The 25,888-nt window shown below is 70.8% G+C and carries 22 protein-coding genes and 1 tRNA gene; 18 read left to right on the forward strand and 5 right to left on the reverse strand.

The window, feature by feature from the left end:
- Positions 1 to 10 precede the first annotated feature (10 nt).
- From BLV39_RS10335 to BLV39_RS10390, 12 genes are all read left to right on the forward strand, one after another.
- A complete protein-coding gene (locus BLV39_RS10335; protein WP_090789657.1) occupies positions 11 to 1,075 on the forward strand; it encodes a substrate-binding domain-containing protein in 1,065 nt (354 codons plus the stop codon).
- A 64-nt stretch (positions 1,076 to 1,139) separates the two neighbouring features.
- A complete protein-coding gene (locus BLV39_RS10340; RefSeq protein ID WP_090789659.1) occupies positions 1,140 to 2,309 on the forward strand; it encodes a Gfo/Idh/MocA family protein in 1,170 nt (389 codons plus the stop codon).
- A 606-nt stretch (positions 2,310 to 2,915) separates the two neighbouring features.
- Positions 2,916 to 4,049 carry an inositol-3-phosphate synthase gene (locus tag BLV39_RS10345; protein WP_090789661.1) on the forward strand — a complete coding sequence of 378 codons (1,134 nt, stop codon included), beginning with the start codon at positions 2,916 to 2,918 and terminating at the stop codon, positions 4,047 to 4,049.
- Positions 4,049 to 4,909, forward strand: a complete 861-nt coding sequence (locus BLV39_RS10350) for an SCO3242 family prenyltransferase (RefSeq protein WP_090789663.1) — start codon at positions 4,049 to 4,051, stop codon at positions 4,907 to 4,909. The genes BLV39_RS10345 and BLV39_RS10350 overlap by 1 nt, the downstream gene beginning before the upstream one ends.
- Complete coding sequence (locus tag BLV39_RS10355) at positions 4,906 to 5,748, forward strand: sugar phosphate isomerase/epimerase family protein (protein WP_090789665.1); 843 nt, start codon at positions 4,906 to 4,908, stop codon at positions 5,746 to 5,748. Before BLV39_RS10350 ends, BLV39_RS10355 begins: the two co-directional genes overlap by 4 nt.
- Positions 5,745 to 6,350, forward strand: coding sequence for an EboA domain-containing protein (locus tag BLV39_RS10360; protein WP_090789667.1), 606 nt, complete (start codon positions 5,745 to 5,747; stop codon positions 6,348 to 6,350). The genes BLV39_RS10355 and BLV39_RS10360 overlap by 4 nt, the downstream gene beginning before the upstream one ends.
- Complete coding sequence (locus BLV39_RS10365; RefSeq protein WP_090789669.1) at positions 6,350 to 7,198, forward strand: TatD family hydrolase; 849 nt, start codon at positions 6,350 to 6,352, stop codon at positions 7,196 to 7,198. Before BLV39_RS10360 ends, BLV39_RS10365 begins: the two co-directional genes overlap by 1 nt.
- Complete coding sequence (eboE, locus tag BLV39_RS10370; protein WP_090789671.1) at positions 7,198 to 8,391, forward strand: metabolite traffic protein EboE; 1,194 nt, start codon at positions 7,198 to 7,200, stop codon at positions 8,389 to 8,391. Before BLV39_RS10365 ends, eboE begins: the two co-directional genes overlap by 1 nt.
- The gene (locus BLV39_RS10375) at positions 8,388 to 9,812 is read left to right on the forward strand and encodes an alkaline phosphatase family protein (RefSeq protein ID WP_090789673.1); all 1,425 of its coding nucleotides are present in this window, start codon (positions 8,388 to 8,390) and stop codon (positions 9,810 to 9,812) included. Before eboE ends, BLV39_RS10375 begins: the two co-directional genes overlap by 4 nt.
- Positions 9,813 to 9,844: 32 nt before the next feature.
- On the forward strand, positions 9,845 to 10,912 hold the full coding sequence (locus BLV39_RS10380) for a polyprenyl synthetase family protein (RefSeq protein ID WP_090791352.1): 1,068 nt from the start codon (positions 9,845 to 9,847) through the stop codon (positions 10,910 to 10,912).
- Between the two features lie 186 nt (positions 10,913 to 11,098).
- Positions 11,099 to 13,927, forward strand: a complete 2,829-nt coding sequence (locus BLV39_RS10385; protein WP_373315410.1) for a PQQ-dependent sugar dehydrogenase — start codon at positions 11,099 to 11,101, stop codon at positions 13,925 to 13,927.
- Between the two features lie 54 nt (positions 13,928 to 13,981).
- Positions 13,982 to 16,090: a ThuA domain-containing protein gene (locus tag BLV39_RS10390; protein ID WP_090791354.1), complete on the forward strand. Its 2,109-nt coding sequence runs from the start codon at positions 13,982 to 13,984 to the stop codon at positions 16,088 to 16,090.
- Between the two features lie 107 nt (positions 16,091 to 16,197).
- On the opposite strand, the gene BLV39_RS10395 is transcribed toward BLV39_RS10390, so the two are convergent.
- Positions 16,198 to 17,379 carry an MFS transporter gene (locus BLV39_RS10395; RefSeq protein WP_090789676.1) on the reverse strand — a complete coding sequence of 394 codons (1,182 nt, stop codon included), beginning with the start codon at positions 17,377 to 17,379 and terminating at the stop codon, positions 16,198 to 16,200.
- A gap of 94 nt (positions 17,380 to 17,473) precedes the next feature.
- Here BLV39_RS10395 and BLV39_RS10400 point away from each other — a divergent pair, with 94 nt between their 5' ends.
- A complete protein-coding gene (locus BLV39_RS10400; protein WP_090789678.1) occupies positions 17,474 to 17,932 on the forward strand; it encodes a MarR family winged helix-turn-helix transcriptional regulator in 459 nt (152 codons plus the stop codon).
- Position 17,933: 1 nt separating this feature from the next.
- Positions 17,934 to 18,581 carry a hypothetical protein gene (locus BLV39_RS10405; RefSeq protein ID WP_090789679.1) on the forward strand — a complete coding sequence of 216 codons (648 nt, stop codon included), beginning with the start codon at positions 17,934 to 17,936 and terminating at the stop codon, positions 18,579 to 18,581.
- 73 nt (positions 18,582 to 18,654) lie between these two features.
- Here BLV39_RS10405 and BLV39_RS10410 read toward each other — a convergent pair whose 3' ends face one another.
- On the reverse strand, positions 18,655 to 19,569 hold the full coding sequence (locus BLV39_RS10410; protein ID WP_090789681.1) for a ketopantoate reductase family protein: 915 nt from the start codon (positions 19,567 to 19,569) through the stop codon (positions 18,655 to 18,657).
- 69 nt (positions 19,570 to 19,638) lie between these two features.
- On the opposite strand from BLV39_RS10410, the gene BLV39_RS10415 reads away from it, so the two are divergent.
- The 3 genes from BLV39_RS10415 (at position 19,639) to BLV39_RS10425 (ending at position 22,285) form a co-directional block, all read left to right on the forward strand.
- Entirely contained in the window at positions 19,639 to 20,325 is a 687-nt protein-coding gene (locus BLV39_RS10415) for a hypothetical protein (protein WP_143049717.1), read from the forward strand.
- The gene (locus tag BLV39_RS10420; RefSeq protein ID WP_090789685.1) at positions 20,322 to 21,095 is read left to right on the forward strand and encodes a hypothetical protein; all 774 of its coding nucleotides are present in this window, start codon (positions 20,322 to 20,324) and stop codon (positions 21,093 to 21,095) included. The genes BLV39_RS10415 and BLV39_RS10420 overlap by 4 nt, the downstream gene beginning before the upstream one ends.
- A 182-nt stretch (positions 21,096 to 21,277) precedes the next feature.
- Positions 21,278 to 22,285, forward strand: a complete 1,008-nt coding sequence (locus BLV39_RS10425; RefSeq protein WP_090789687.1) for a sugar phosphate isomerase/epimerase family protein — start codon at positions 21,278 to 21,280, stop codon at positions 22,283 to 22,285.
- Between the two features lie 62 nt (positions 22,286 to 22,347).
- On the opposite strand, the gene BLV39_RS10430 is transcribed toward BLV39_RS10425, so the two are convergent.
- Positions 22,348 to 22,671, reverse strand: coding sequence for a hypothetical protein (locus BLV39_RS10430; protein WP_090789689.1), 324 nt, complete (start codon positions 22,669 to 22,671; stop codon positions 22,348 to 22,350).
- 267 nt (positions 22,672 to 22,938) lie between these two features.
- Between BLV39_RS10430 and BLV39_RS10435 the strand changes: the two genes are divergently transcribed.
- Positions 22,939 to 23,014 (forward strand) — tRNA-Asn (locus tag BLV39_RS10435).
- A 2-nt stretch (positions 23,015 to 23,016) separates the two neighbouring features.
- Here the strand turns inward: BLV39_RS10435 and BLV39_RS10440 are convergent.
- Positions 23,017 to 24,879, reverse strand: coding sequence for a 1-deoxy-D-xylulose-5-phosphate synthase (locus BLV39_RS10440; RefSeq protein ID WP_090789691.1), 1,863 nt, complete (start codon positions 24,877 to 24,879; stop codon positions 23,017 to 23,019).
- A 4-nt stretch (positions 24,880 to 24,883) separates the two neighbouring features.
- On the reverse strand, positions 24,884 to 25,888 hold the full coding sequence (gene hpnH / locus BLV39_RS10445; protein ID WP_090789693.1) for an adenosyl-hopene transferase HpnH: 1,005 nt from the start codon (positions 25,886 to 25,888) through the stop codon (positions 24,884 to 24,886).

The following is a 25,888-nucleotide window of genomic DNA, read 5'->3' on the forward strand; positions in this document are numbered from 1 at the left end:
GAGGTCGTCAATGACCCAGCACGATCCGGTCCGCCGGCGGTTCCTGCTCGGCGGCGCCGCGCTCGGCGCCGGTGCTCTCCTCGCCGCCTGCACCAGCAACGACAAGGGTGGCGACAACACCAACGCGCAGACCCAGGGCAACAACAACGCCTCGCCGAACGCCAACTCGGCGCCCGGCAAGAAGGTCACCATCGGCTTCTCCGCCCCCGCGGCCGACCACGGCTGGATCGCGGCCATCACCAGCAACGCGAAGGCACAGGCGGCCGAGTACTCGGACGTCACCTTCACCACGGTCGAGGCCGGCGCGGACGCCGCCGCGCAGCGGTCCGCGCTGTCGACGATGATCTCCCAGAAGCCGGACGTGATCGTCCTGCTGCCGCACGACGGCAAGGAGCTCAACGCCTTCGGCCTCGAGGCGATGAAGGCCGGCATCCCGGTCGTCAACCTCGACCGCGCCTTCCCCGACGCGCTCGCCTACCGCCTGCAGATCAAGGGCGACAACTACGGCATGGGCGTCGCGGCCGGCAACTACATCGCCGCGCAGATGAAGGCCAAGGGCGTCAGCAACCCGATCATCGGCGAGATCGCCGGTATCGACAACCTGGAGCTGACCCAGGAGCGTTCGGCGGGCTTCAAGGCCGCGCTGGCCGCGGCCGGCCTGACGGTCGCCAACCGGCGGGCGGCGGGCTTCACGGTCGACACCGGTCAGGCCGAGATGAGCCAGCTCCTCCAGGCGCTGCCGAAGATGGACGCGCTCTGGAACCACGACGACGACCAGGGCATCGGTGTCCTGGCCGCCGCCACCCAGGCCAACCGCAAAGAGTTCCTGATGGTCGGCGGGGCCGGCTCGAAGGCCGCGATCGAGGCCATCCAGGCCGACAACTCGGTCCTGAAGTGCACCGTCACGTACAGCCCCTCGATGGCCTCGTCGGCCATCTCGCTCGCTCGCCTCATCGCGCAGGGCAAGGGCATGTCCGACCTGGTCGAGCTCCAGGTGCCTAAGGAGATCATCCTGGCCTCGGAGACGATTACCAAGGAGAACGCGAGCACCTACCTCCCGCTCGGGTTCAGCTAAAAGGGGGAGACCCACCTTGTCCACTGATTCACGTTCCCGTAAGGACCACGAGCTGCGGGTCGGCATGGTCGGCTACTCGTTCATGGGCGCCGCGCACTCCACCGCGTGGCGCACCGTGAACTCGGCGTTCGACCTGGCGACACAAGCCCGTATGGCCCTGATCTGCGGCCGTGACGAGTCGAAGGTCGCCGGTGCGGCCGCGAAGCTCGGCTGGGACGCGTACACGACCGACTGGCGCGAGGTCATCGAACGCGACGACATCGACGTGGTCGACGTGTGCACGCCAGGTGACAGCCACGCCGAGATCGCGATCGCGGCGCTGGCGGCAGGCAAGCACGTACTGTGCGAGAAGCCGCTGGCGAACTCGGTCGACGAAGCCCGCGCCATGGTCGCCGCGGCGGCCAAGGCGCAAGCCAGCGGCATCCGGTCGATGTGCGGGTTCAACTACCGCCGCGTTCCGGCCGTCGCGATGATGCGACAGCTCATCGCGTCCGGCCGGATCGGAGTGATCCGCCACGTCCGCGCGGTCTATCTGCAGGACTGGATCGTCGACCCGCAGTTCCCGCTGGTCTGGCGACTCCAGAAGGACAAGGCAGGCTCCGGTGCCCTCGGTGACATCGGGGCGCACATCATCGACCTGACCCAGTACGTCACCGGCCAGAAGATCACCGGGGTCAGCGCGCTGACCGAGACGTTCGTCAAGGAGCGCCCGTTGCCGAGCGAGTCCAGCGGCCTGGCCGCCTCGTCCGGCGACGCGGAGGCTCCGGCCACTGGCCAGGTCACGGTCGACGACGCCGCGCTGTTCCTGGCCCGGCTCGACGGCGGCGCCATCGCCACCTACGAGGCGAGCCGCTTCGCGATCGGGCGCAAGAACGGCCTCCGGGTCGAGATCAACGGGTCGCTCGGCTCGCTGGTCTTCGACCTGGAGCGGCTCAACGAGCTGGAGTTCTACGACTCCGCAGCACCCACCGCGGAACAGGGCTTCAACCGGATCCTGATCACCGAGGCCGACCACCCGTACATGGCCGCCTGGTGGCCGCCCGGCCACATCATCGGCTACGAGCACTCCTTCACCCACGAGATGCGCGACTTCATCGAGGCCATCGCCACCGGCGTGGACCCGGCACCCTCGTTCCTCGACGCCCTCCAGGTCCAGCTCGTGCTGGACGCGGTGGCGCGGTCGGCGGACCAGGGCACGGTCTGGACCGACGTCGAACCGGCGCTCGCTGAATAGTCGCCCGACCCCTCGGGCCGACCCGCGAGGGTCCCGCCGCGGTTGCGCCCCGCGGCGGGACGGGTCGTCCGGAGGTATCCGGTCGTCCGGTGCGACCGGACCGGGATTCCCCGGTCGCACCGGACGCCGACCGGCACCACCAGCAAGGTCCGCACCGCACTCCACGAGACCGATACCGCAACAACCTTGGCGAAGCAGGCATCTCGCCAGGGGTCAGGCACTCTCCGCGTCACACCCGTTCGCGCCCACGAGCTGGTGCCTTAGGCGCCCGCCCCATGACCCCGGAGGGCACTATGAGCCGTCCGCCACATCCACCCCTCCTTCCTCCCGGCGCTGCCGCCGGTGTTCCGCGGCCGCCACACCTTTGACCCCGGCATGACGCGGGGGAGGCAGGGCCGCGACGCCGACCGGCCCTGCCTACCAAGCCCCGTCCGCCCGATCCGGCCCGGGTCCGGGTCCGGCGTCGTTGCCGCCGACTCCGACGCCGTTTCCGGGGTGCCATCCCGAGGCGGAGCGGGCGGGCGGGGCCCATGCCAGCGACCGGCTTTCCGCCGGTCGCATCTACCACGGGGGACTACCAAAGCACAGCGAGCAGGAGGGGACACCATGAAAACGGGTGTCTGGTTGGTAGGCGCGCGCGGATCCGTCGCGACCACCAGCATGGTCGGGGCCTTGGCGCTGCGCGCCGGGCTCGCCGAGCCGACCGGGTGCGTGACTGAGCATCCGGATCTGCGCGGTTCAGCGCTGCCACCGATCGCCGATCTGGTGTTCGGCGGCCACGATGTCGTCACCACATGCCTGGCCAAGAAGGCGGAGACGCTCGGAGAGGCGGGTGTCGTGCCGCCTCGGCTGGTCGCCGCCGTCGCCGACGACCTGGCCGCCGTCGAGGAGAACCTGCGGACCGTACCCGTCGGCGGGACCCAGGCCGAGACGGCGGCCGCGCTGGCCGCCGACATCACCGGGTTCCGCGACCGGCTGGGCCTCGATCGGGTCGTGGTCGTCAACGTCTCCACCACCGAGTCATTGCCCGAGCCGCTCCCGGCGCACGGCGACCTCGACCTGCTCCGTGCCGAGCTGGCCGGCGGCGGTTCGCCGCTGCCGGGCAGCTCGCTGGCCGCCTACGCGGCGTTCACCGCGGGTGCGTCCTACGTGGACTTCACACCGTCGACCGGTGCCCGGTTGCCGGCGCTGGACGCGCTGGCCCGCGAGACCGGCCTGCCGTACGCGGGCCACGACGGCAAGACCGGCGAGACGCTGGTCAAGTCCGTGCTCGCGCCGATGTTCGCGCAGCGCAACCTGAACGTGCGTAGCTGGAGCGGGCTCAACCTGCTGGGCGGCGGCGACGGCGCCAACCTGGCCGCGCCCGGGCCCAACGCCGCGAAGTCCGCCAGCAAGCAGCGGGTGCTCGCGGAGACCCTCGGATACGAGCCCGAAGGCAACACCCGCATCGAGTACGTCGACGACCTGGGCGACTTCAAGACCGCGTGGGACCTGGTCAGCTTCGCCGGCTTCCTCGGCGTCCGGATGCGGATGGAGTTCTCCTGGCACGGCTGCGACTCCGCGCTGGCCGCGCCGCTGATCCTCGACCTGGCCCGGCTGACCAGCGCCGCACACCGGGCCGGCCGGCAAGGACCCCTGACCGAGCTGGCCTTCTTCTTCAAGGACCCGATCGGCGACGTGCCGCACGGGCTGAGCGAACAGTGGAGCCTGCTGCGCACCTTCGTCGCCGGCCTGAAGTAATGCCGACGATCCAGGATTACGCGGAGCTGGTCCGGGCACCGGCCGGGCTCTCGGTGCCCGGCGACGTGGTGGCCGGCGCGGCGGCGGCGGGCGCGCTCAGCGCCCGCACGCCCGCCCTGGCCGGCGCCTCGGTGCTGCTCTACTGGGCCGGCATGGCCGCCAACGACTGGGCCGACCGCGAGCTCGACGCCACGGAACGCCCGGAGCGACCGATACCCAGCGGCCGGATCGCTCCCGGCCACGCGCTGGCGGTCGCGGCCGGGCTGACCGCGGCCAGCCTCGCCGTGGCCCGGGCCGCCGGCGGCCGCCGGGCGCTCACGGTCGCGGTGCCACTGGCGGCAGCGGTCTGGGCGTACGACGTCAAGGCGAAGAACACCCCGGCCGGCCCGGCGGTGATGGCCGCCTGCCGGGGGTTGGACGTGCTGCTCGGCGCCACCGGCGGCCGGACGGCCCGCGCGGTGCCGGCGGCGCTGCTGGTCGCCGCGCACACGTACACCGTCACCGCGCTGTCCCGCCGGGAGGTCTCCGGCGCCGACCCCCTGCTTCCGGTCGTCACCCTGGCCGGCACGGCGCTGGTGGCCGCGGCCGCGGTCCGGCCGGGCCGGCAGCGGGGCTGGCGTGCCCTGGTGCCGGCGGCGCTGGCCGGCTGGTACGCGGCGCGTTACGGCGCCGCGCAGATCCGGGCGGCGGCCGACCCGTCGGCGCCCGTGGTCCGCGCGGCCGTCGGCGCCGGCATCACCTCGTTGCCCGCCCTGCAGGGAGCGCTCGCCGCGGGCGCGGGTGCCCCGGCACCGGGCGCCCTGGTCGCCGCCGCCATGCCGCTGGCCCGGCGGCTGACCCGGAAGGTGGCCGCGACATGAGGTTCGGCTACGGCACCAACGGTTTCGCCAACCACCGGCTGGACGACGCCCTCGCGGTGATCGCCGAGCTCGGTTACGTGGGCGTCGCCCTCACCCTCGACCACGACCACCTCGACCCGTTCGCGCCGGGACTGGCCGCGCGCACCGGCGCCGTGGCCCGGCGCCTCGCCGACCTGGGCCTGGGCGTGGTGATCGAGACCGGCGCCCGCTTCCTGCTCGACCCCTGGCACAAGCACGCGCCGACGCTGCTGCACGACGACCCGGCGCTGCGGATCGAGTTCCTCCGCCGGGCCGTCGCCGTCGGTGCCGACCTGGGCGCCGAGGCGGTCTCGTTCTGGAGCGGCATCCGCCCGCCCGGAGTCGACGCGGACACGGCCTGGCAACGGCTGGTCGACGGCTGCGCGGCCACCGTCAAGGCGGCCGAGGATCGGGGCGTCACGCTCGGCTTCGAGCCGGAGCCCGGCATGTTCGTGGAGGACATCGCCGGGTGGCGCCGGCTGCACGCCGCGCTCGGCGCGCCCGCCTCGTTCGGCATCACCCTCGACATCGGACACTGCCGCTGCCTCGAGTCCGAGCCGGTGTCGGACTGCGTCACCGCGGTCGCCGACCACCTGGTCAACGTCCAGATCGACGACATGCGCCGTGGTACGCACGAACACCTCGAGTTCGGCACCGGCGAGATCGACTTCCCGCCGGTGCTGCGTGCCCTGGACGACGCCGGCTACACCGGTCTCGTCGCGGTCGAGCTGCCCCGGCACTCGCACGCGGCACCGGACGTCGCCGCGCGCTCCATCGACTTCCTCCGCAAGGCCGCCGAAGCGGGAGAGGAGACGCGATGAAACCCGACGAGTTGCGCGCCGCACTGGACCGGGCCGCGGTGGACTGGGTCGACGAGGCCGTCCGCCAGGTGTCGGCCGACCCCGGCGCGATCGCCCGCCTGTTCCCGCGGGCGGCCCGCGCCTGCGGACGAGCGCCCATCGCCGGGGGGTGGTCCGCCGACGAGGCGGCCCGCGCCCTGCTGCTGGCCGCGCTGCCCGCAGACCGGGTCGCCGCCGAGGCGGACCGGCTCTACCGCTACGGCGACGCCAGCGAGAAACGGGCCGTGCTGCGCGCGCTGCCGCTGCTGCCCGTCGGCGAGGCGGGCGTGCCCCTGCTGCACGACGCGATCCGCACCAACGACACCCGCCTGGTCGGCGCCGCGCTCGGCACGTACGCCGCGCACCTGGACGCCGCGACCTGGCGTCAGGCGGTGCTCAAGTGCGTCTTCATGGGTCTCCCGTTGTCCATCGTGGACCGGCTCGACGAGCGGGCCGACGAGGAGCTACGGGTGATGCTCGCCGGGCTGGCGGAGGAACGGGCCGCCGCCGGGCGGCCGATGGCGGCCGACGCCACCGGGCTGCTCAACCGGTTGGCCGGCACTGCGTTGCGGAAAGAGGCGTGATGCGAATCTTCGACCCACACATCCACATGACCTCGCGTACCACCGACGACTACGAGCGGATGGCCGCCGCCGGCGTGCGTGCGCTGGTCGAGCCGGCGTTCTGGCTCGGTCAGCCGCGCACCTCGGTCGCCTCGTTCACCGACTACTTCGACTCGCTCGTCGGCTGGGAGCCGTTCCGGGCCGGCCAGTTCGGCATCCGCCACCACGCCACGATCGCGCTGAACCCGAAAGAGGCCAACGACCCGCGCTGCGCCGGCGTGCTCGACGTGCTGCCGCGCTACCTCGAGAAGGACGGCGTGGTGGCGGTCGGCGAGATCGGCTACGACTCGATGACGCCCGAGGAGGACCACGCGTTCGCCGCGCAGCTCGCCCTGGCCATCGAGCACGAGCTGCCGGCGCTGGTGCACACCCCGCACCGGGACAAGGCGCGCGGCACCGAGCGCACCATCAAGGTGGTCGCCGAGTCCGGCATCGATCCCGGCCGGGTGGTCGTCGACCACCTCAACGAGGTGACGGTGGCCGCCGTCAAGGACTCGGGGAGCTGGGCGGGCTTCTCCATCTACCCCGACACCAAGATGTCGCCGCCGCGGATGGTGGAGATCCTCAAGCAGTTCGGCACAGAGCGGGTACTGGTCAACTCCGCGGCCGACTGGGGCAAGTCGGACCCGTTGCTGACCCGCGAGACCGCCGACCTGATGCTGGCGAGCGGGTTCAGCGAGGACGACGTCGACCTGGTGTTCTGGCGCAACCCGGTGGCCTTCTACGGGCAGTCCGGCAAGCTCGACCTCGGCGACAACGAGCCGGGCGCGCTGTTCGAGGGCAACTCGATCCTGCGCGGGGGCAGCTGATGAGGCTGCGCCACCGCGACGGATCGACCGTCCATCTCAGCTACTGCACGAACGTGCACCCGGCGGAGGACTTCGCGGGCATCGTCGCGCAGCTCGACACGTACGCGGTCAAGGTGCGTGAGCGCCTCGGCGCCGACCTGCTCGGCCTCGGACTGTGGCTGCCCGCGCCGGTCGCCGCCGAGTTGGCCGGCTCGGCCCGGCTGCGCCGCCAGCTCCGCGCCGAGCTCGACGCCCGCGGCCTGGAGGTCGTCACGCTCAACGGCTTCCCGTACCAGTCGTTCCATGCCCCCGTGGTCAAGCAGGCCGTCTACCACCCGGACTGGACCACGCCGGAGCGCCTCGACTACACGCTGGACCTGGCGCGGGTGCTGCTCGACCTGATGCCCGACGACGCCACCCGCGGCTCCATCTCCACGCTGCCGTTCGCCTGGCGCGAGCCCTGGGACCAGGGGCAGTCCGGCGCCGCCGAGCGGGTGCTGGAACGGCTGGCCACGGGCCTGACCCGGATGGCCTGGGAGACCGGGCGCGCGGTCCGGGTGGCGTTCGAGCCGGAGCCCGGCTGCGTGGTGGAGTCCACCGAACAGGCGGTGCGCCACCTGGCCCCGATCGACACCGACCGGATCGGCGTCTGCCTCGACCTGGCCCATCTGGCCTGTGCCTGGGAGGAGCCGGCCGCGGCGGTGGGCCGGCTGCGTGATGCCGGAATCCCGGTGGTCAAGGTGCAGGTGTCCGCCGCGTTGGAGGCCGCCGACCCGGTCGCCGCCGCCGACACCTTGCGGGAGTACGTGGAACCGCGCTTCCTGCACCAGACCCGCTGTGCGACCACGGCCACGGCCGCCGACCCGGCCGACCCGGCGAACGCGGCCGACGACCTCGACGAGGCCCTCGACCGGGGACTGTCGGGCGGCGCCTGGCGGGTGCACTACCACGTGCCCCTGCACGCCGAACCCGTACCGCCGCTGACCTCGACCGTGCCGGTGCTGAAAGCGGCGCTGGGCGAGCTCGTCGGCGGCCCCAAGGCGCTCTGCGACCACTTGGACGTCGAGACGTACACGTGGGGCGTGCTGCCGCCCGCCCGTCGGCCGGAGGGCGACGCGGCGCTGGCCGACGGCATCGCCGCCGAGCTGGCCTTCGCCCGGGACACCCTCGTGGGCCTGGGCCTTTCCGAGCACCGAAGCGAGGTCGCGGCATGAGCCCCACACCCTTGGTCGTCATCAACGTCGTGGGGCTGACCCCGCGGCTGCTCGCCCGGATGCCCCGCCTGTGCGGGGTCGCCGAGCGCGGCTTCCAGGCCGAGCTCGGCACCGTGCTGCCCGCCGTCACGTGCTCGGCGCAGGCCACGTTCCTGACCGGCGAACTGCCGTCCGGGCACGGCATCGTCGGCAACGGCTGGTACTTCCGCGACCTCGGCGAGGTGTTCCTCTGGCGGCAGCACCACGCCCTGATGGGCGGCGAGAAGGTCTGGCAGGCCGCCCGCCGCACGCATCCCGGCTACACCGTGGCCAACGTCTGCTGGTGGTACGCGATGGGCGCCGACGTCGACTGGACGGTCACGCCCCGGCCGATCTACTACGCGGACGGGCGCAAGGAGCCCGACTGCTACACCGACCCGCCGGAGCTGCACGAGGAGCTCACCAGCACGCTCGGCGACTTCCCGCTGTTCACCTACTGGGGCCCGAACGCGGGCATCGCCTCGTCGCGCTGGATCCGCCGGGCCGCCGAGCAGTTGCTGGCCACCCATCTGCCCGACCTGACACTGGTCTACCTGCCGCACCTGGACTACGACCTGCAGCGGTTCGGTCCGGGTGCACCGCAGGCGGCCGCTGCGGCCGCGGCCCTCGACGCCGAGATCGGCCCGCTGCTGGACGCCGCCGACCGGCGCGGTGCGACCGTGGTGGTCCTCTCGGAGTACGGCATCACCGACGTGTCCCGCCCGGTCGACGTCAACCGGCTGTTGCGGGCCGAGGGCCTGCTGCGGGTCTACACCCAGGACGGCATGGAATACCTGGACCCGTGGACCTCGCGGGCGTTCGCGGTCGTCGACCACCAGGTGGCGCACGTGTACGTCAAGGACAAGGCCGACCTGGCCGCCGTACGCAAGCTGTGCGAAGGGCTGCCCGGGGTGGCCGAGGTGCTGGACGCGGAAGGAAAGGCGGCCGCGGGACTCGACCACGAGCGGGCCGGCGAGCTCGTGCTGGTCGCCGAGCCGGACGCCTGGTTCACCTACTACTACTGGCTCGACGACAGCCGCGCGCCCGACTTCGCGCGGCTGGTGGAGATTCACCGCAAGCCGGGGTACGACCCGGCGGAGCTGCTCTTCGACCCGGAGAACCCAGGGAAGGCCAAGGGCCGCGCCGCGCTCGCGTTGGCCCGCAAGAAGCTCGGCATGCGTTACCTGATGAGCGTGGTGGGGCTCGACGCGGGCGCCCGCGCGGTGCGTGGCTCGCACGGCCGGTTGCCGGCGGACGCCGCCGACGCGCCCGTGCTGCTGTGCACCGATCCGGCCGCGGCGCGTGAGCGGTTCGGTGCGACCGAAGTGAAAGACCTGTTGCTGCGTCTGGCCGGGCTCTTGCCCGCCGACGCTACGGCCGGCCCGGGGCCGGCGAACGACTGAAGTCGGCCCGTAGGGGCCGCCGAGGAGGAGTGATGACGGTCGACGTCCGCCCCATGGACGCCGCGGAGCTGCGCGCGCGGTTCGACGCCGAGCTGGCCGCTTTCCTGGAACGCCAGGATCCGGACTGGCCCGACGGCGCGCCGCGTGGCGTCTTCACGACGCTGCACCGCTTCGTGCTCGCTGGCGGCAAGCGGCTGCGGCCGCTGTTCTGCTACTGGGGTTGGCGTTCGGCCGGGGGCACCGACGGCGCACCGATCATCGCGGCCGCGGCGGCGCTCGAGCTCTTCCACGCGTTCGCCCTGATCCACGACGACATCATGGACGGCAGCGACCGCCGGCGCGGTGAGCCGTCGGTGCACCGGCTCTTCGCCGACCTGCACACCCGCTCGTCCTGGCGCGGCGACCCGGCCTCCTACGGGCGCAACACCGCGCTGCTCTGCGGCGACCTGTGCGCGGCCTGGGCCGACCAGATGTTCCACGAGTGCGGCCTCCTCCCAGAGCAGGTGCACCAGGGCTACGGCGTGTTCGCCATCATGCGTACCGAGGTGATCGCGGGTCAGTACCTGGACCTCGTGTCCGGAGTCGGTGACGGCTCGGTGGCCAGCGCCCTGACGGTGATCCGGATGAAGGCCGCCCGCTACACGGTGACCCGGCCGCTGCAGATCGGCGCCGCGCTGGCCGGTGCCGGCGAGGAGTCGCTGGCCGCCCTGGCGGCGTTCGGCGACCCGCTCGGCGACGCGTTCCAGCTCCGCGACGACGTGCTCGGCGTGTTCGGCGACCCGGCCGTGACCGGCAAGTCGATCCTCGACGACCTGCGTGAGGGCAAGCCGACCGTGATGATGGCGCTGGCCCGGGGCAGTGCCGACCGGGACCAGCAGCGCCGGCTCAAGGAGCTGTTCGGCAACCCGGACCTAGATCCAGAGGGTGCCGCAGAGCTGCGGCAGGTCATCATCGACACCGGCGCGCTCAACCGGATCGAGCAGATGATCAAGGTGCGCACGGATGCGGCGCTGGGTGCCCTCGCGGACGCCCCGGTCTCGGCGGAGGCCCTTCCCGTGCTCACCGCGCTGGCGGCAGAGGCCGTCGACCGGCAGCTCTAGACCCACTTTTAGTCGCACGGTCAAAAGTGGAGCCATCTGCGACAGAAGCTATAGACACATGTCCCTGAACTAATTTACTGTGTCGACCACCGCGGTTTACAGAATTGGAATCCGCTACGGCACCAGGCGCGACGGCGCGCGCCCTGCCTGGCAAGAAACGTCAGGAAGGGACTGTCCATGTCTTCAATGGACAATCGTCGCAGGCTGCGCCGTCGAGCCGCTGGCTCCGCGTTGCTGCTTGTCGCCGCCACACTGCACGCAACCCTGGCCAGCGCGCCAGCCGCGCAGGCCCACACCATCAACGCCACCGACTTCCAGCAGGTGACCCTGGCCAAGGGCGTCGCCGAGATGGGCGAGCCCATGTCGCTCGCGGTGCTGCCGGACCGCTCGGTCCTGCACACCGCCCGCGGCGGCCAGCTCCGCCGCACCGACGCCAACGGCACCACCACGGTCATCGGCACGCTCCCCGTCTACACCCACGACGAGGAGGGCCTGCAGGGCGTCGGTGTCGACCCGGGCTTCGCCAGCAACCGCTTCATCTACCTCTACTTCGCTCCGCCGCTGTCCACACCGTCCGGTGACGCGCCCGCGACGGGCACGAGCTGGACTGCCTGGCAGGGCGTCAACCGGCTGGCCCGGTTCACCCTCAACGCCGACTGGACGCTCAACACGGGCAGCCAGGTCACCGTCCTCGACGTGCCGGCCGACCGCGGCATCTGCTGCCACGTCGGCGGCGACATCGACTTCGACGCGGCCGGCAACCTCTACCTGTCGACCGGTGACGACAGCAACCCGTTCGACTCGGCCGGTTACTCGCCGATCGACGAGCGCACCAACCGCAACCCGGCGTACGACGCGCAGCGCTCCGCGGGCAACACCAACGACCTGCGCGGCAAGCTGCTGCGGATCAAGGTGAACGCCAACGGCAGCTACTCGGTCCCATCGGGCAACCTGTTCGCGGCGGGCACGGCCAACACCCGGCCCGAGATCTACGCGATGGGCTTCCGGAACCCGTTCCGGATCAGCGTCGACAAGGGCACCGGCGTGGTCTACGTCGGCGACTACGGCCCGGACGCCGGCTCCACGGACGCCAACCGCGGCCCGTCCGGCCAGGTCGAGTTCAACCGGGTCACCTCGGCGGGCAACTACGGCTGGCCGTACTGCACCGGCACCAACACCAGCACCGAGACCTACAACGAGTGGAACTTCGCGACCGGCACCACCGGCGCCAAGTTCAACTGCAGCGGCGGGGCGACGAACAACTCGTTCCGCAACACCGGCCAGGGCACGCTGCCCGCCGCCCGGCCCGCCTGGATCAAGTACGCCGGCGACAGCGGCACCCCGACGGAGTTCGGTGGTGGGTCCGAGTCGCCGATGGGTGGCCCGGTCTACCGCTACAACGCGTCGAACACGTCCACCACGAAGTTCCCGCAGGCGTTCGACGGCCAGTTCTTCGCCACCGAGTTCGGCCGGGGGTGGATCAAGCCGATCCACGTCAACTCCGACGGCACCCGCGGCACGATCGACACCTTCCCCTGGGTCGGCAAGCAGGTGATGGACTCGGCGTTCGGGCCGGACGGCGCGTACTACGTGCTCGACTACGGCACCGGCTACTTCAACGGTGACGCCAACTCCGCCCTCTACCGCTTCGACTACGTGGCCGGCGGCAACCGTGCGCCGACCGCCGTGGCCACCGCCCAGCCCACGTCGGGCCAGGCACCGCTCACCGTCGCGTTCTCGTCTGCCGGCTCCACGGACCCTGACGGCGGCGCGCTGACCTACTCGTGGGCGTTCGGCGACGGCACCACGTCGACGGCCGCGAACCCGTCGAAGACGTACACCAGCAACGGCACGTACACCGCGACGCTGACCGTGCGTGACCCGCAGGGCGCGACCGGCACGGCGAGCGTGCAGATCGGCGTCGGCAACACCGCGCCGACCGTCAACATCACCCTTCCGGGCAACGGCCAGCTCTTCAACTTCGGCGACACGATCCCGTTCACGATCAGCGCGAGCGACCCCGAAGACGGCACGGTCAACTGCGCGCGAGCCAAGATGACCTACGTCCTCGGGCACGACCAGCACGGGCACCAGATCACGTCCGTCAACGGATGCTCCGGGTCGATCACCGTCCCGACCGACGGGGAGCACGACGCGGCGGCGAACATCTTCGCGATCTTCGACGCCGAGTACACCGACAACGGCGGGCTGACCACGCACAAGCAGTTCACCCTCCAGCCCAAGCGTCGCCAGGCGGAGCACTACAAGACCGCGTCCGGCGTCTCGCTGATCACCAAGACCGGTGCCGAGGGCGGCCGGACGGTCGGCGACATCAACAACGGCGACTGGATCTCGTTCGACCCGTACAAGATCAATAACGCCACCTCGGTGACCGCTCGGGTCTCCTCCGGCGGCTCCGGCGGCACCCTCCAGGTGCGGGCGGGCTCGGCGACCGGCACGGTCCTCGGCTCCGTCGCGGTGGCCAACACGGGCAGTTGGGAGACGTTCACCAACGTCACCGCCAACCTGTCCGGGCTGCCGAGCGGCACCACCACGCTCTACCTGACCTTCGCCGGCGGCACCGGGGCGCTGTTCGACCTGGATGCCTTCACGTTCAACACCTCCACTGGCGGCACCGGCACCGGGCCGGTCGTCGGCCTGGCCGGCAAGTGCCTGGACGTCCGCAGCGGCGCGACCGCTGACGGCACCCAGATCCAGCTCTACACCTGCAACGGCACCGCCTCGCAGAGCTGGACCCGCACCGGATCGACGCTGCGCGCACTGGGCAAGTGCCTGGACGTCAGCGGCGGCGGTTCGGCCGACGGCACGAAGATCCAGCTTTACACCTGCAACGGCACGGCGGCCCAGAACTGGTCGGCCGGCGCCAACAGCTCGCTGGTCAACGCCGCGTCGAACAAGTGCGCCGACGTGAGTGGCAACAACTCGGCCGACAGCACGGTGGTCCACCTGTGGACCTGCAACGGAGCCGCGAACCAGCGGTGGACCCTGCCTTAACCCTGAATGCGGGGGCGTCCGCCCAGGCGCCCCCGCTCGTCCCTGGGAGTGCAGATGCGCAGACTCATCCGGACCGCCATCGGCGCGGTTGCCGCCACGTTGGCCGTGATCGCCTGTACGGCACAGGCGGGCCCCGCGAGCGCCGCCGACGCCGCGTACGACGTCCTGGTCTTCTCGAAAACCGCCGGGTTCCGGCACGACGCGATCCCGGCCGGCATACAGGCCATCCGTGACCTGGGTGCGGCCAACAACTTCACCGTCACCGCCACCGAGGACGCGAACACGTTCACCGCCAGCGGCCTCTCGCCGTACGAGGTGGTGGTGTTCCTCTCGACCACCGGTGACGTGCTCAACGCGTCGCAGCAGACGGCGTTCGAGAACTACATCCGTTCCGGGCGCGGCTACGTCGGCGTGCACGCGGCGGCCGACACCGAGTACGACTGGGCCTGGTACGGCAACCTCGTCGGGGCGTACTTCAACTCGCACCCGGCGATCCAGCAGGCCAACATCAAGGTGGAGAACCGGGGCACGGCGGCGACCGCACACCTGCCGCAGACCTGGACCCGCACCGACGAGCTGTACAACTACCGCACCAACCCCCGATCCACCGCGCGGGTGCTGGCCACTCTCGACGAGTCGTCGTACACCGGCGGTGGCATGGGCGCCGATCACCCGATCATCTGGTGCAAGGCGTACGACGGCGGGCGCTCGTTCTACACCGGTCTCGGGCACACCCAGGCCTCGTACGCGGAGGCGAACTTCCGCTCGATGCTGTTGGGTGGCATCCGCTACGCGGCGGCGCGGACCGATGCCGACTGCCGGCCGGAGACCGGCTACACCACTATCTACAATGGATCGACGACGGGTTGGTCGCAGGCCGGCCCGGGTTCGTTCACCAACAGCGACGCCACGCTCAAGTCGACCGGCGGCATGGGTCTCTACTGGTACAGCGCCAAGCAGTACACGTCGTACTCGCTGAAGCTCGACTGGAAGATGGACGGCGACGACAACTCCGGCATCTTCATCGGCTTCCCGCCGTCAACCGACCCGTGGTCCGCGGTCGACAACGGCTACGAGATCCAGATCGACTCCACGGACGCGGCCGACCGCACGACGGGATCGGTCTACACGTTCAAGTCGGCCGACATCACGGCGCGCGACGCGGCCCTCAACCCGCCGGGGGAGTGGAACACCTACGAGCTTCTGGTCGAAGGTGAGCGGCTGCAGATCTTCCTGAACGGCGTGAAGATCAACGACTTCACCAACACGGTCGCGGCGCGCTCGCTGGCCGGGCACATCGGCCTCCAGAACCACGGCACCGGTGACGACGTGTCGTTCCGGAACGTCCGGATCAAGGAGCTGGGCAGCCAGCCCCCGACCGGCGACGTGACCGTGCAGGCCGAGTCGTTCTCGTCGGCGTCCGGAGTGCAGGCGTTCACCAAGGCGGGCGCCAACAACGGGCAGACGCTGGGCTACATCGAGCCGGGCGACTGGGCCGCGTACAACGGCGTCAACGTCTCCGGCGCGACGTCCTTCCGGGCCCGGGTGGTCTCCGGCGGTGCGGGCGGCGCGATCCAGGTCCGCAACGGCTCGGCCACCGGGACGGTGCTGGGCACGGTCGCGGTGCCGAACACGGGTTCGTGGGACACGTACGCCAACGTCTCGGCGGCTCTCTCCGGTGTGCCGTCCGGCACGGCCAACGTGTACCTGACCTTCACCGGTTCGGGCACCGGACTGTTCGATGTGGACGACTTCACCTTCGTGAAGAGCTCCACGCCGCCCACCGGCACGGGCCCGATCGTGGGCTTGGCCAACAAGTGTCTCGACGTCCGCAGCGGCGCCACGGCGGACGGCACGCAGATCCAGCTCTACACCTGCAACGGGTCGACGGCGCAGACCTGGACCCGCAACGGCAACACGCTGCGGGCGCTGGGCAAGTGCCTGGACGTCAGCGGCAGCGGCACGGCCAACGGCACGAAGATCCAGCTCTGGACCTGCAACGGAAGCGGGGCACAGAACTGGTCGGCCGGCGCCAACTCGTCGCTGGTCAACGCCACCTCGGCCAAGTGCCTGGACGTGAGCGGCAACAACTCCGCGGACAGCACCATCGTCCACCTGTGGGCCTGCAACGGGGCCGCGAACCAGAGGTGGACGCTCCCGTAGTTCCTGGACCGCGGGGGCCGGTACGGGACGCCCACAACCCGTGCCGGCCACCGCCTCCACCCGACGCACCCTCCGCTTCTGCCCTGCGGAGGGTGCGTCGCTGTGTGTCAGACGGGTACGACCTCGCGCACTGTCACGGGCTTGTTCGCTTGGCGCTCCAGGGCGGCCGACACCACCGCGAGCCCGAGGGCACTCGCGGCGAGGGCGGCGCCGACCCAGTTGGGCGCCGTGTAGCCGAGGCCGGCGGTGATGACCAGTCCGCCGAGCCAGGCGGCCAGCGCGTTGCCGAGGTTGAAGGCGCCGATGTTGACGGCCGAGGCCAGCGTAGGTGCGCCGTGTGCCTGGTCGAGGACGCGCTTCTGCAGGGGCGGCACGGTGGCGAAGCCGAGGGCTCCGATCAGCACGATGGTCACCGCGGCGGCGACCTTGTCGTGCGCGGTGAAGGTGAACAGGCCGAGCACGACGGCGAGGCCGCCCAGCGACACGTAGAGCATGCGCATCAGCGCGCGGTCGGCGAACCTGCCGCCGATCAGGTTGCCGCCGACCATCCCGAGCCCGAACAGGACCAGCAGCCAGGTGACGGACCCGTCGGAGTACCCGGCGACCCGCGTCATCATCGGCGCGATGTAGGTGACCGCCGCGAAGACGCCGCCGAAGCCGAGCACGGTCATCGCCATGGCCAGCAGGACCTGGGGGTTCTTGAGGGCCGACACTTCGTGACGCAGGCGTACGCCCTCGGGCTTGGGCACGTCGGGAACGAGGCGTGCGACACCGGCCAGGCCGACCACACCGACCGCGGCGACGATGCCGAAGGTGACGCGCCACCCGGCGGACTGCCCGATCAGGGTGCCGAGCGGCACACCGACGACGTTCGCGACGGTGAGCCCGGTGAACATCATGGCGATGGCGCCGGCCTTCTTCTGCGGTGCGACCAGCGATGCGGCGACGACCGAGCCGATGCCGAAGAACGCACCGTGCGCGAGGGACGCGACCACGCGCCCGATCAACATGACGGCGAAGGACGGTGCGAAGGCCGAGACGAGGTTGCCGGCGATGAACAGTCCCATCAGCACCATGAGCATCCGCTTGCGGGGGATCTTGGTCCCGAGCACCGTCATGAGCGGCGCGCCGACCACGACACCGAGGGCGTAACCGGTCACGAGCAGCCCGCCGGTGGGGATGTCGACGCCGAAGTCGTGCGAGATCTCTGGCAGCAACCCCATGATCACGAACTCGGTGGTGCCGATCCCGAATGCCCCTATCGCGAGGGCGAGGAGCGCTAGAGGCATGGAACGTTGTGGCGCACTTTGCATGCGCACGACCATAGTTGCAGGCGCGGGCTATCTGCAAACGCGGTATTTCGCGATGTTGTAGTATGTCGGGGTGACGGCGAAAGACCCCGCGCTCACGGCCCTGGCCCAAGGCTGGTGCTCGCTCTCCCTGCTGCACGACAAGATCGAGGCGCACATCGAGCGCGCCCTGCAGGAGGGGCACGACCTGAGCGTCCGCGAGTACTCGCTGCTCGACGTACTCAGCCGACAGCACGACGGTGTCGGCGGTCACCTGCAGATGAAGCAGGTCGCCGACGCGGTCGTCCTGAGCCAGAGCGCCACCACCCGGCTGGTCACCCGCTTGGAGAACCGCGGCCTCCTGGAGCGCTACCTGTGCCCGACAGACCGGCGCGGCATCTACACCAACGTCACTCCGGCCGGCGTTCGGCTGCTGGCCGAGGCGCGCCCCACTAACGACGCGGCCCTGCACGAGGCACTCGGCGAGGCAGCGGCGAACCCGGAGCTCACACCGCTGGTGGACGCGGTCAAGTCGCTCTACACGTCCGCCTAGCGTGGACAGACTCATCGCCGCTGCCAGCCCGCCGCTCAGCGACGCGGACCCCACGTTCGACGTGCCCGGCGCCGACGGCTTGTCGGCGTTGCTGGCCCGCAAGAACGGTTTCTACGCCTTCGAGTCGGCGTTGCACGTCTATCCCGCGGCGCCGGTCGGCGTCCCCGGCCGCAGCCTCGCGGAATGGAACGCGCCCGACCTGTGGAAGGCGGCCTACGGCGAACTGGCCCCGGTCGGCATCTGCTTCGCCGAGGACATCTTCGGCGGTCAGTTCGTGCTGGCGGTCGACGGGACTGTGGACCGGTTCGACCACGAGACCGGCCGGCAGACGCGAGCCGCCACTTCTGTCGCGGAGTGGGTCGCGCTCGTGCTCGCCGACTACAACTACCAGACGGGATACTCGGCCGGGCACGAGTGGCAGATCGCTCACGGCGCCTTACGCGTCGGCCACCGGCTCACGGCCCGCATCCCGTTCGTCGTCGGCGGCGAGTTCGCGGCGGGCAACCTGGTCGAGGTCGACGCCGCCGCGGCGATGAACTACTGGGGTGGCTTCGCCCGCCGCGTGGCCGGCGTACCGGACGGCGCCGAGCTCAGTTGGGACGTGTCCGTCGTGGACACCTTGACCAGCCCGCGCACTGTTTCGGGATGACGGATTGAGCATCGTCGAGCCGCCGTTCGCGACCTTCACGTCGACCTCTGGCCTGGCGCTGCGGATGGACCTCTCAACTGTCCAGGTTCCGCTGGTACACAGCGAGGTTGACGTCGACGGCCGCGAAGAGTGGCGTGGGCACTGCCAGGTCGCGGGCGCGGTTCACCAGGTCGCTGATGATGGCGTCGTTCTCGACCCGGCGGCCGGCGCGCAGGTCGCGGTAGACCGACGACGTCGTCGACGCCCCAGCTTCCGTAAGGGTGGCGAGCAGGTTCCGGGTTGCTTCGGGGCGTGGTGGGAAGCCGGCCGCTGCCGCGACCCGGCCGGCCTCGTCGGCGATCGCGGTGGCGAGGTCCCTGCCGCCCGGCACCGCGTTGACGTCGCCGACCGTGCCGCGGGCGAGGCAGTTCACCGCCGTGACCGAGGCGAGGAAGACCCACTTCTCCCACATCTCCGTCTCGATGGTGTCGGACAGGTCCGAGTCGAAGCCGGCGCCGGTGAGTGCCTCGTGCACCTCGTCGGCGCCCTGCGTCGGCGCGTCCGACAGTGGGCCGTAGCGCAACTGCCGCGGGCCGCCCAGGCGCACGATCTCGCCGTCGTCCGTGAGCGTGGTGGCGACGTAACAGACCCCGCCGTACACCTTGATGCCGAACGCGTTGACGAGCCGGTCGATGTGCGCGAGCCCGTTGAGGAACGGCACGATCGTGGTCCGTGGGCCGACGGCGGGGGAGAAGTCGCTGATCGCGGCGTCCAGGGCGAAAGCCTTCACCGCCAACAGCACGATGTCGTACGGCTCGGCGACCCGCTCGACCGTCGCCACGTCGATGCGTTCCGGCTGGCTGTCCGGCTCGCGGATCCGCAGGCCGCGCGCGGCGAGATCCGCCGCGCGTCCTGGCCGGACCAGGAAGGTCACGTCCTTGCCGGCCTGCGCCAGCCGGGCGCCGAAGTAGCCGCCGACCGCGCCGGCGCCGATGACCAGAATGCGCATATCGCCCCCAAATGCCGCACTCCAGCCTAGCGGGCTGATCCACAGCCGGCGTTGTGGGAGCATGCGCCGGTGTTGGACGCGATGATCGATCGGCTGATGGCCGTCGGGGTGGCGCACGTCGGACCATCGGTCGACGCACCAGACCTCGCCCGCGCCGCTCTGCCGGACGAATATGCCGCACTGCTGACAAGGCTCAACGGCTTCACCGTCAACGCGGGTGCCGTCCGACTGTTCGGCCTCCGCCCCGAACGGCATCTCGACCTGCGGGCCTGGAACGCGCCCGACGGGTGGCGCTTCGCCTGGGACGAGCGGGTCGAGCCGTTCCTCTGCATCGGTCAGACGGCGTTCGGAGAGCAGTACGCCCTTCGCCGCGGACCGGACGGCTACGCGCCCGAGATCTACCTGCTGGAGCCGAACTTCCTGCGGCCAGAGGTCATCGCGGCCTCGTTCGCCGAGTTCGTGGCGCTCGAGCTCGTCGGCAACGCCGAGGACCCGTACGACCCGGTGCTGGTCGAGGCGATCGCCCGGCTGGGTCCGATCGATCCGGAGAACAACTGGGTCTACACACCGTCGCTGGCCCTCGGCGGGCCGGAGGACCTGACCAACCTGATGCCGATGAGCGCGTACCTGGCGATGGTCATCGGCGGTGACATCGCCCTGGGGGTCGAACCGGCCCCGGACGGAGCGGTCATAACCAAGATCGTGCCCTGGTTCGACGAGCTCGAACGACCCCGGATCCGGGTGGAGTTCGGGTGAGCTACGACGTGACGGGTGCGCTGGAGCTCAGCGACTTCCAGCCCGACGCCAACAGCCTCTTCGTGCTGCTCGACGGGCTCACCGACCGGCCGGGCGAGAGCGTGACGATCGAGGACCCGGATGCTCCCGGACGCCTCGTGAGCGTGCGGGCGGTCGACGCGCGCCGGTTCGACGTGAGATGGCGCGACGGCTCCGCGGACGCGGTGGACCTCCTGCTGGCGCATCAGCTTCTGCTGCGTTTCACCACGAAGCAGGCGCTCGGCGAGCCTAGGCCGTCCGCGGAGATCGAGGTCGACTACGCGCTGACCGGGCTGTCCATCACCAACGCGATGCTCGACCGGGTGAAGCGCCGTCAGCCGGCGGGTGCGCCGGGGGTGCGCTGGAACGGCCACAACGTCGTGCAGGGTGACATCTGGAAGCCCGTGTCCGGTCGCCAACTGCTGACGGTCGAGTTCGAGAGCTGGAACCCGGACCTGCGCCACGGCGTCTGGGTGTCGCTGCCCGAGGCCGTGCTCTGGCCGGAACCCGGTGCCACCACCGTCGCGGCCGAGGCCGACGTCGAGAACGCGGCGCTGCGGGTGACCAACGTGTACGAGGTCGGCGGCGCGAGATGGTCGCGGATCGACCGCTGGAGCGAGAACGCCGGCATGCTGGTGGACGCGATCGCCCCGGAAACCCGGCGCTATCGGTGCAGCCACTACGCCTCGAACCCACCGAACTTCGACGACCTGGTCTTCACCGTCACCCAGGTTGTTGGCCCTTCCGTGTGATGGAAGGTCGATCTAGAGTGAGACCCGCAGCCGCGGATGCGGCCGGCGGCCGGGCGGGAGGCGCAACCCGCTCGGACGTGACCACCGGCCTGGCAGATCGTGGCGGCGAAAGCTCGTCGGACGGTCTCCTCGCGCCTGTCCACCATCAGGATCCCGGGTCACTCACAGGGAGAAGAAGGACAATGGCGCGACCCATCACGCTCTTCACCGGCCAGTGGGCCGATCTGCCGTTCGAAGAGGTGTGTCAGCTCGCTTCCGACTGGGGCTATGACGGCCTCGAGATCGCCTGCTGGGGCGACCACTTCGACGTCGACAAGGCGCTCAACGAGGACGGCTACGTCGACCGCAAGCGGGAGACCCTGGCCAAGTACAACCTCCAGGTTTTCGCGATCTCCAACCACCTCGTCGGCCAGGCGGTCTGCGACCACCCGATCGACGAGCGCCACCAGGACATCCTGCCGGCGCGGATCTGGGGTGACGGCGAGCCCGAGGGGGTACGCCAGCGGGCCGCCGACGAGATCAAGGACACCGCCCGCGCGGCCGCCAAGCTTGGCGTCAAGACCGTCGTCGGGTTCACCGGCTCCTCGATCTGGCACACCGTGGCCATGTTCCCGCCCGTGCCGGCCAGCATGATCGACAAGGGCTACGAGGACTTCGCCAACCGGTTCAACCCCATCCTCGACGTGTTCGACGAGGTTGGCGTCCGGTTCGCGCACGAGGTGCACCCCAGCGAGATCGCGTACGACTACTGGACCACCAAGCGCACCCTCGAGGCGATCGGCAACCGGCCGGCGTTCGGCCTCAACTGGGACCCGTCGCACTTCGTGTGGCAGGAGCTCGACCCGGTGAACTTCATCTTCGACTTCCAGGACCGGATCTACCACGTCGACTGCAAGGACGCGAAGGTCCGCACCGGCGACGGCCGCCGTGGCCGGCTCAGCTCGCACCTGCCGTGGGCCGACCTGCGCCGCGGCTGGGACTTCGTGTCGACCGGGCACGGCGACGTGCCCTGGGAGGACAGCTTCCGGGCCCTGAACGCGATCGGGTACGACGGTCCGATCTCGATCGAGTGGGAGGACGCGGGCATGGACCGGCTCATCGGCGCCCCCGAGGCGCTCGAGTTCGTCCGCCGGCTGGCCTTCGACGCACCTAGCGCGGCCTTCGACGCCGCGTTCTCCAGCAAGGACTGAGAGCTAACGGCGAAAGGGCCCTTCGCCGCGATGGCGAGGGGCCCTTGCCGCTACCCACGCACTCAGGGCATGGGCTTGGTCGGTGACGCCGATGAGGACGACGCCGACGACGAGGTGAGGCCGTTCGCACCCGAGTGGCTGTGCCCCTCGTGGCTGCTGCCCGAGCTCATCTTCTCGCCGAGCTTGGACTGGCTCAGCCGGTCCTTGCCCTCGGACATGAGGCGGTTGGCCTGGGCCTGGGCAGTGCCCTTGGCCTCCTGAACCGTCGGGTGGTCCGCCAGCTTGCGGGCCTGCTGGACGATCTCCTCGTACTTCTCCCGGCCCGCGCGGGCGCCCAGGACGAAGCCGGCGGCGAGTCCGCCGATGAACCAAAGCTTTCCGCGCATTGCGGCTCCTTCCGTGTGCCGGACGCGTCGATCCGCGTGCACGGCGACGTTGCTGTCCCCGGTTACCTACCCATCGTGCTACCGAGCCATGCGTCGGAAGCACCATCTGACTAATTTGCCCTGTTTTCGATGCCGGCGGGGCGGAACGCCCGCGAACCCAACGGCAGAGCGTGTCGTACCCCCACCCGATGCCCCTGAAACAGCACGCATCCTGTAGTCTCGTACCGGTCGCGCAGCGCAGGGAAACCTGCGAGGTCAGACCAGCTTTCCCCCGTAGCTCAATTGGCAGAGCAGCCGGCTGTTAACCGGCAGGTTTTTGGTTCGAGTCCAAACGGGGGAGCCACCTCATTCGATCAGCGGCCGCTCCCGCCGCACCGCGCCCGCGATGCTCTCCGCGTCCAGTCCGCGCGCCTTCAAGATCGCACCCCGCGAGCCGTGTGCCAGGAAGTGCTGCGGCAGCGCCAGCGAGCGCACCGGCACGTGCACCCCGGCGGACCGCAACGCCCGCGACACCGCGTCGCCGTAGCCGCCGTGCGCGCCGCCGTCCTCGACCGTCACCACCAGCCGGTACGCCGCCGCGGCCGCGACCAGCTCCGGGTCCACCGGCAGCAGCCAGCGGGGGTCGGCCACGGTCACCGGCACGTCCAGCCGGTCGGCCGCCGCCACCGCCGCAGCACCTAGCGGACCGACAGCCAGCAGGAGTACGCCGTCCGGCGTCGGATCAGGCCGCCCGGCACACCCGGACGCGGGAATCTGTCCGGAGACCCGCCACCCGCTGGCGCCGTCCAGCCCGGAGCCGCTCTGCCACGTGCCGCCCGGCGCCGAAGCCGAACGCTGGGCACCGGCCAGGCCCCAGCGCAGCACGTCCGCGCTGCCCAGCCGCCCCACGGCGGCCAGTGCCGGCCCGACGTCGGCCTTCGGGAAGCGCAGCGCCGCCGGACCGCCCCGGTGCGCCACGGCCTCGCGCAGCAGCAGCCGGAGTTGGTCGCCGTCGCGGGGTGCCGCCACCCGCATCCCGGGCACCATGCCGAGCACCGACAGGTCCCACATGCCGTGGTGGGACGGGCCGTCGCTGCCCGTGATGCCGGCCCGGTCGAGCACGAAGGTGACCGGCAGCCGGTGCAGCGCGACGTCCATCAGCACCTGGTCGAGCGCCCGGTTGAGGAACGTCGAGTAGACGCAGACCACCGGGTGCAGGCCGCCGGTGGCCAGCCCGGCCGCCGACGTCACGGCGTGCTGCTCGGCGATGCCCACGTCGAACGCCCGGTCCGGGTAGCGGTCGGCGAACGCCTGGAGCCCCGTCGGCCCGAGCATCGCCGCGCTGATCGCCACCACGTCCGGTCGAGAGGCGCCGAGAGCCACCATCTCGTCGCTGAACACCGAGGTCCAGCTCTGCGACGTCGAGGGCGGTCCGGCCGGGCCGACCGTGTGCATCCGGTCGGCCTCGTCCTGCTCGGCCGGCGCGTGGCCGAGGCCCTTGCGGGTCAGGCAGTGCACCACTGTCGGCGTGCCCAGGGTCCGCGCCTTGCGCAGCGCGACCTCGAGCGCCGCCGTGTCGTGTCCGTCGACCGGGCCGAGGTACGCCAACCCGAGTTGCTCGAACACCGACGCCGCGGCTCCGTCGCGCAACGAGGCCAGGTGCCGGCCGACGGCTCCGGCGGTCGGTGCGTACGACCGGCCGTTGTCGTTGAGCACGACCACCAGCGGCCGGTGCGGCGCGGCACCGATGTTGTTGAGCGCCTCCCAGGCCATGCCGCCCGTGAGCGAGCCGTCGCCGACCACCGCGACCACCGCGCGGTCCGGCCGGCCGCCGATCGCGAACGCCTTGGCCAGCCCGTCCGCGTACGACAGGGCGGTCGAGGCGTGCGAGTTCTCGACGATGTCGTGCGCGCTCTCCGACCGCGACGGGTAGCCCGACAGCCCGCCCTCCTGGCGCAGGCTGTCGAGCGCGGCCCAGCGGCCGGTGAGCATCTTGTGCACGTACGCCTGGTGCCCGGTGTCCCAGACGACCGCGTCGTGCGGCGAGTCGAACACCCGGTGCAGGGCGATGGTCAGCTCGACCACGCCCAGGTTCGGCCCGAGGTGCCCGCCGGTCCGCGAGACCGTCTCGATCAACAGCGATCGGATCTCGAGAGCCAGGTCGGGCAGCGCCGACTCAGGCAACGCCCGCAGATCCGCCGGGCACTGAATGCGCGAAAGGAGGTCCATCGCGTCACCGCCCGACGGCCGCCCGCATGGACTCCTTGAGGGATCCGAGTGTGGCGATCACCGCCGTGGGCTCGTACCCGCAGTGGGCCATGCAGTTGGCGCAGCGAGGGTCCTTGCCGCGGCCGAACGCGTCCCAGTCGGTCTCTTCGATGAGTTCCTTGTAGGTCGCCGCGTAGCCGTCGTCGAGCAGGTAGCAGGGCCGCTGCCAGCCGAGCAGCGAGTAGGACGGAATGCCCCACGCGGTGCAGGCCAGGTCCCGCTTGCCCTCCAGGAAGTCCAGGAAGATGGGCGAGTGGTTGAGCCGCCACTTGCGCCGGCGGCCGTTGGCGAAGGCCTTGGCGAACAGCTCGCGGGTCTCGTTGACGCCGAGCCAGTGCTCCTGGTCGGGTGCCTTCTGATAGGCGTACGCCGGTGAGATCTGCATGTTGTCGACCTCGACCACGTCGTTGAGGTAGTCGAGGACGCCGATCACGTTCTGCGGCGAGTCGTTGCTGAAGAACGTCGTGTTGGTCATCACCTTGAAGCCGGCCGCCTTGGCCAGCTTGATGGCGTCGATCGCGCCCTCGAAGCCGCCTTCGTGGCTGACCGACAGGTCGTGCCGTTCCTTGAGCCCGTCGACGTGCACCATCCACGCGAAGTTGCGGTGCGGCTTGAACTTGTGGATGTGCTTGGGCATCAGCAGCGCGTTGGTGCACAAGAAGACGATCTTGTTGCGCGCCAGTAGCTGCCGGACGATCTCGTCGATCTCCTTGTGCATCAGCGGTTCACCGCCCGCGATGGAGACCATCGGCGCGCCGCTCTCCTCGATCGCGGCGACCGCCTGCTCGACGGGCATGCGCTTCTTGAGCAACGCCGCGGGCTGCTCGATCTTGCCGCAACCCGCGCACTTCAGGTTGCACGCGAACAGCGGCTCGAGCTCGACGAGCAGCGGGAACTTGTCCCTGCGGAGCAGCTTCTGCTTGAGCAGGTAGCGGCCCAGCCGAACGGACTGCCGAAATGGCATGGCCAT

It is taken from the genome of Asanoa ishikariensis (assembly GCF_900107455.1).
Lineage (GTDB): Bacteria > Actinomycetota > Actinomycetes > Mycobacteriales > Micromonosporaceae > Asanoa > Asanoa ishikariensis.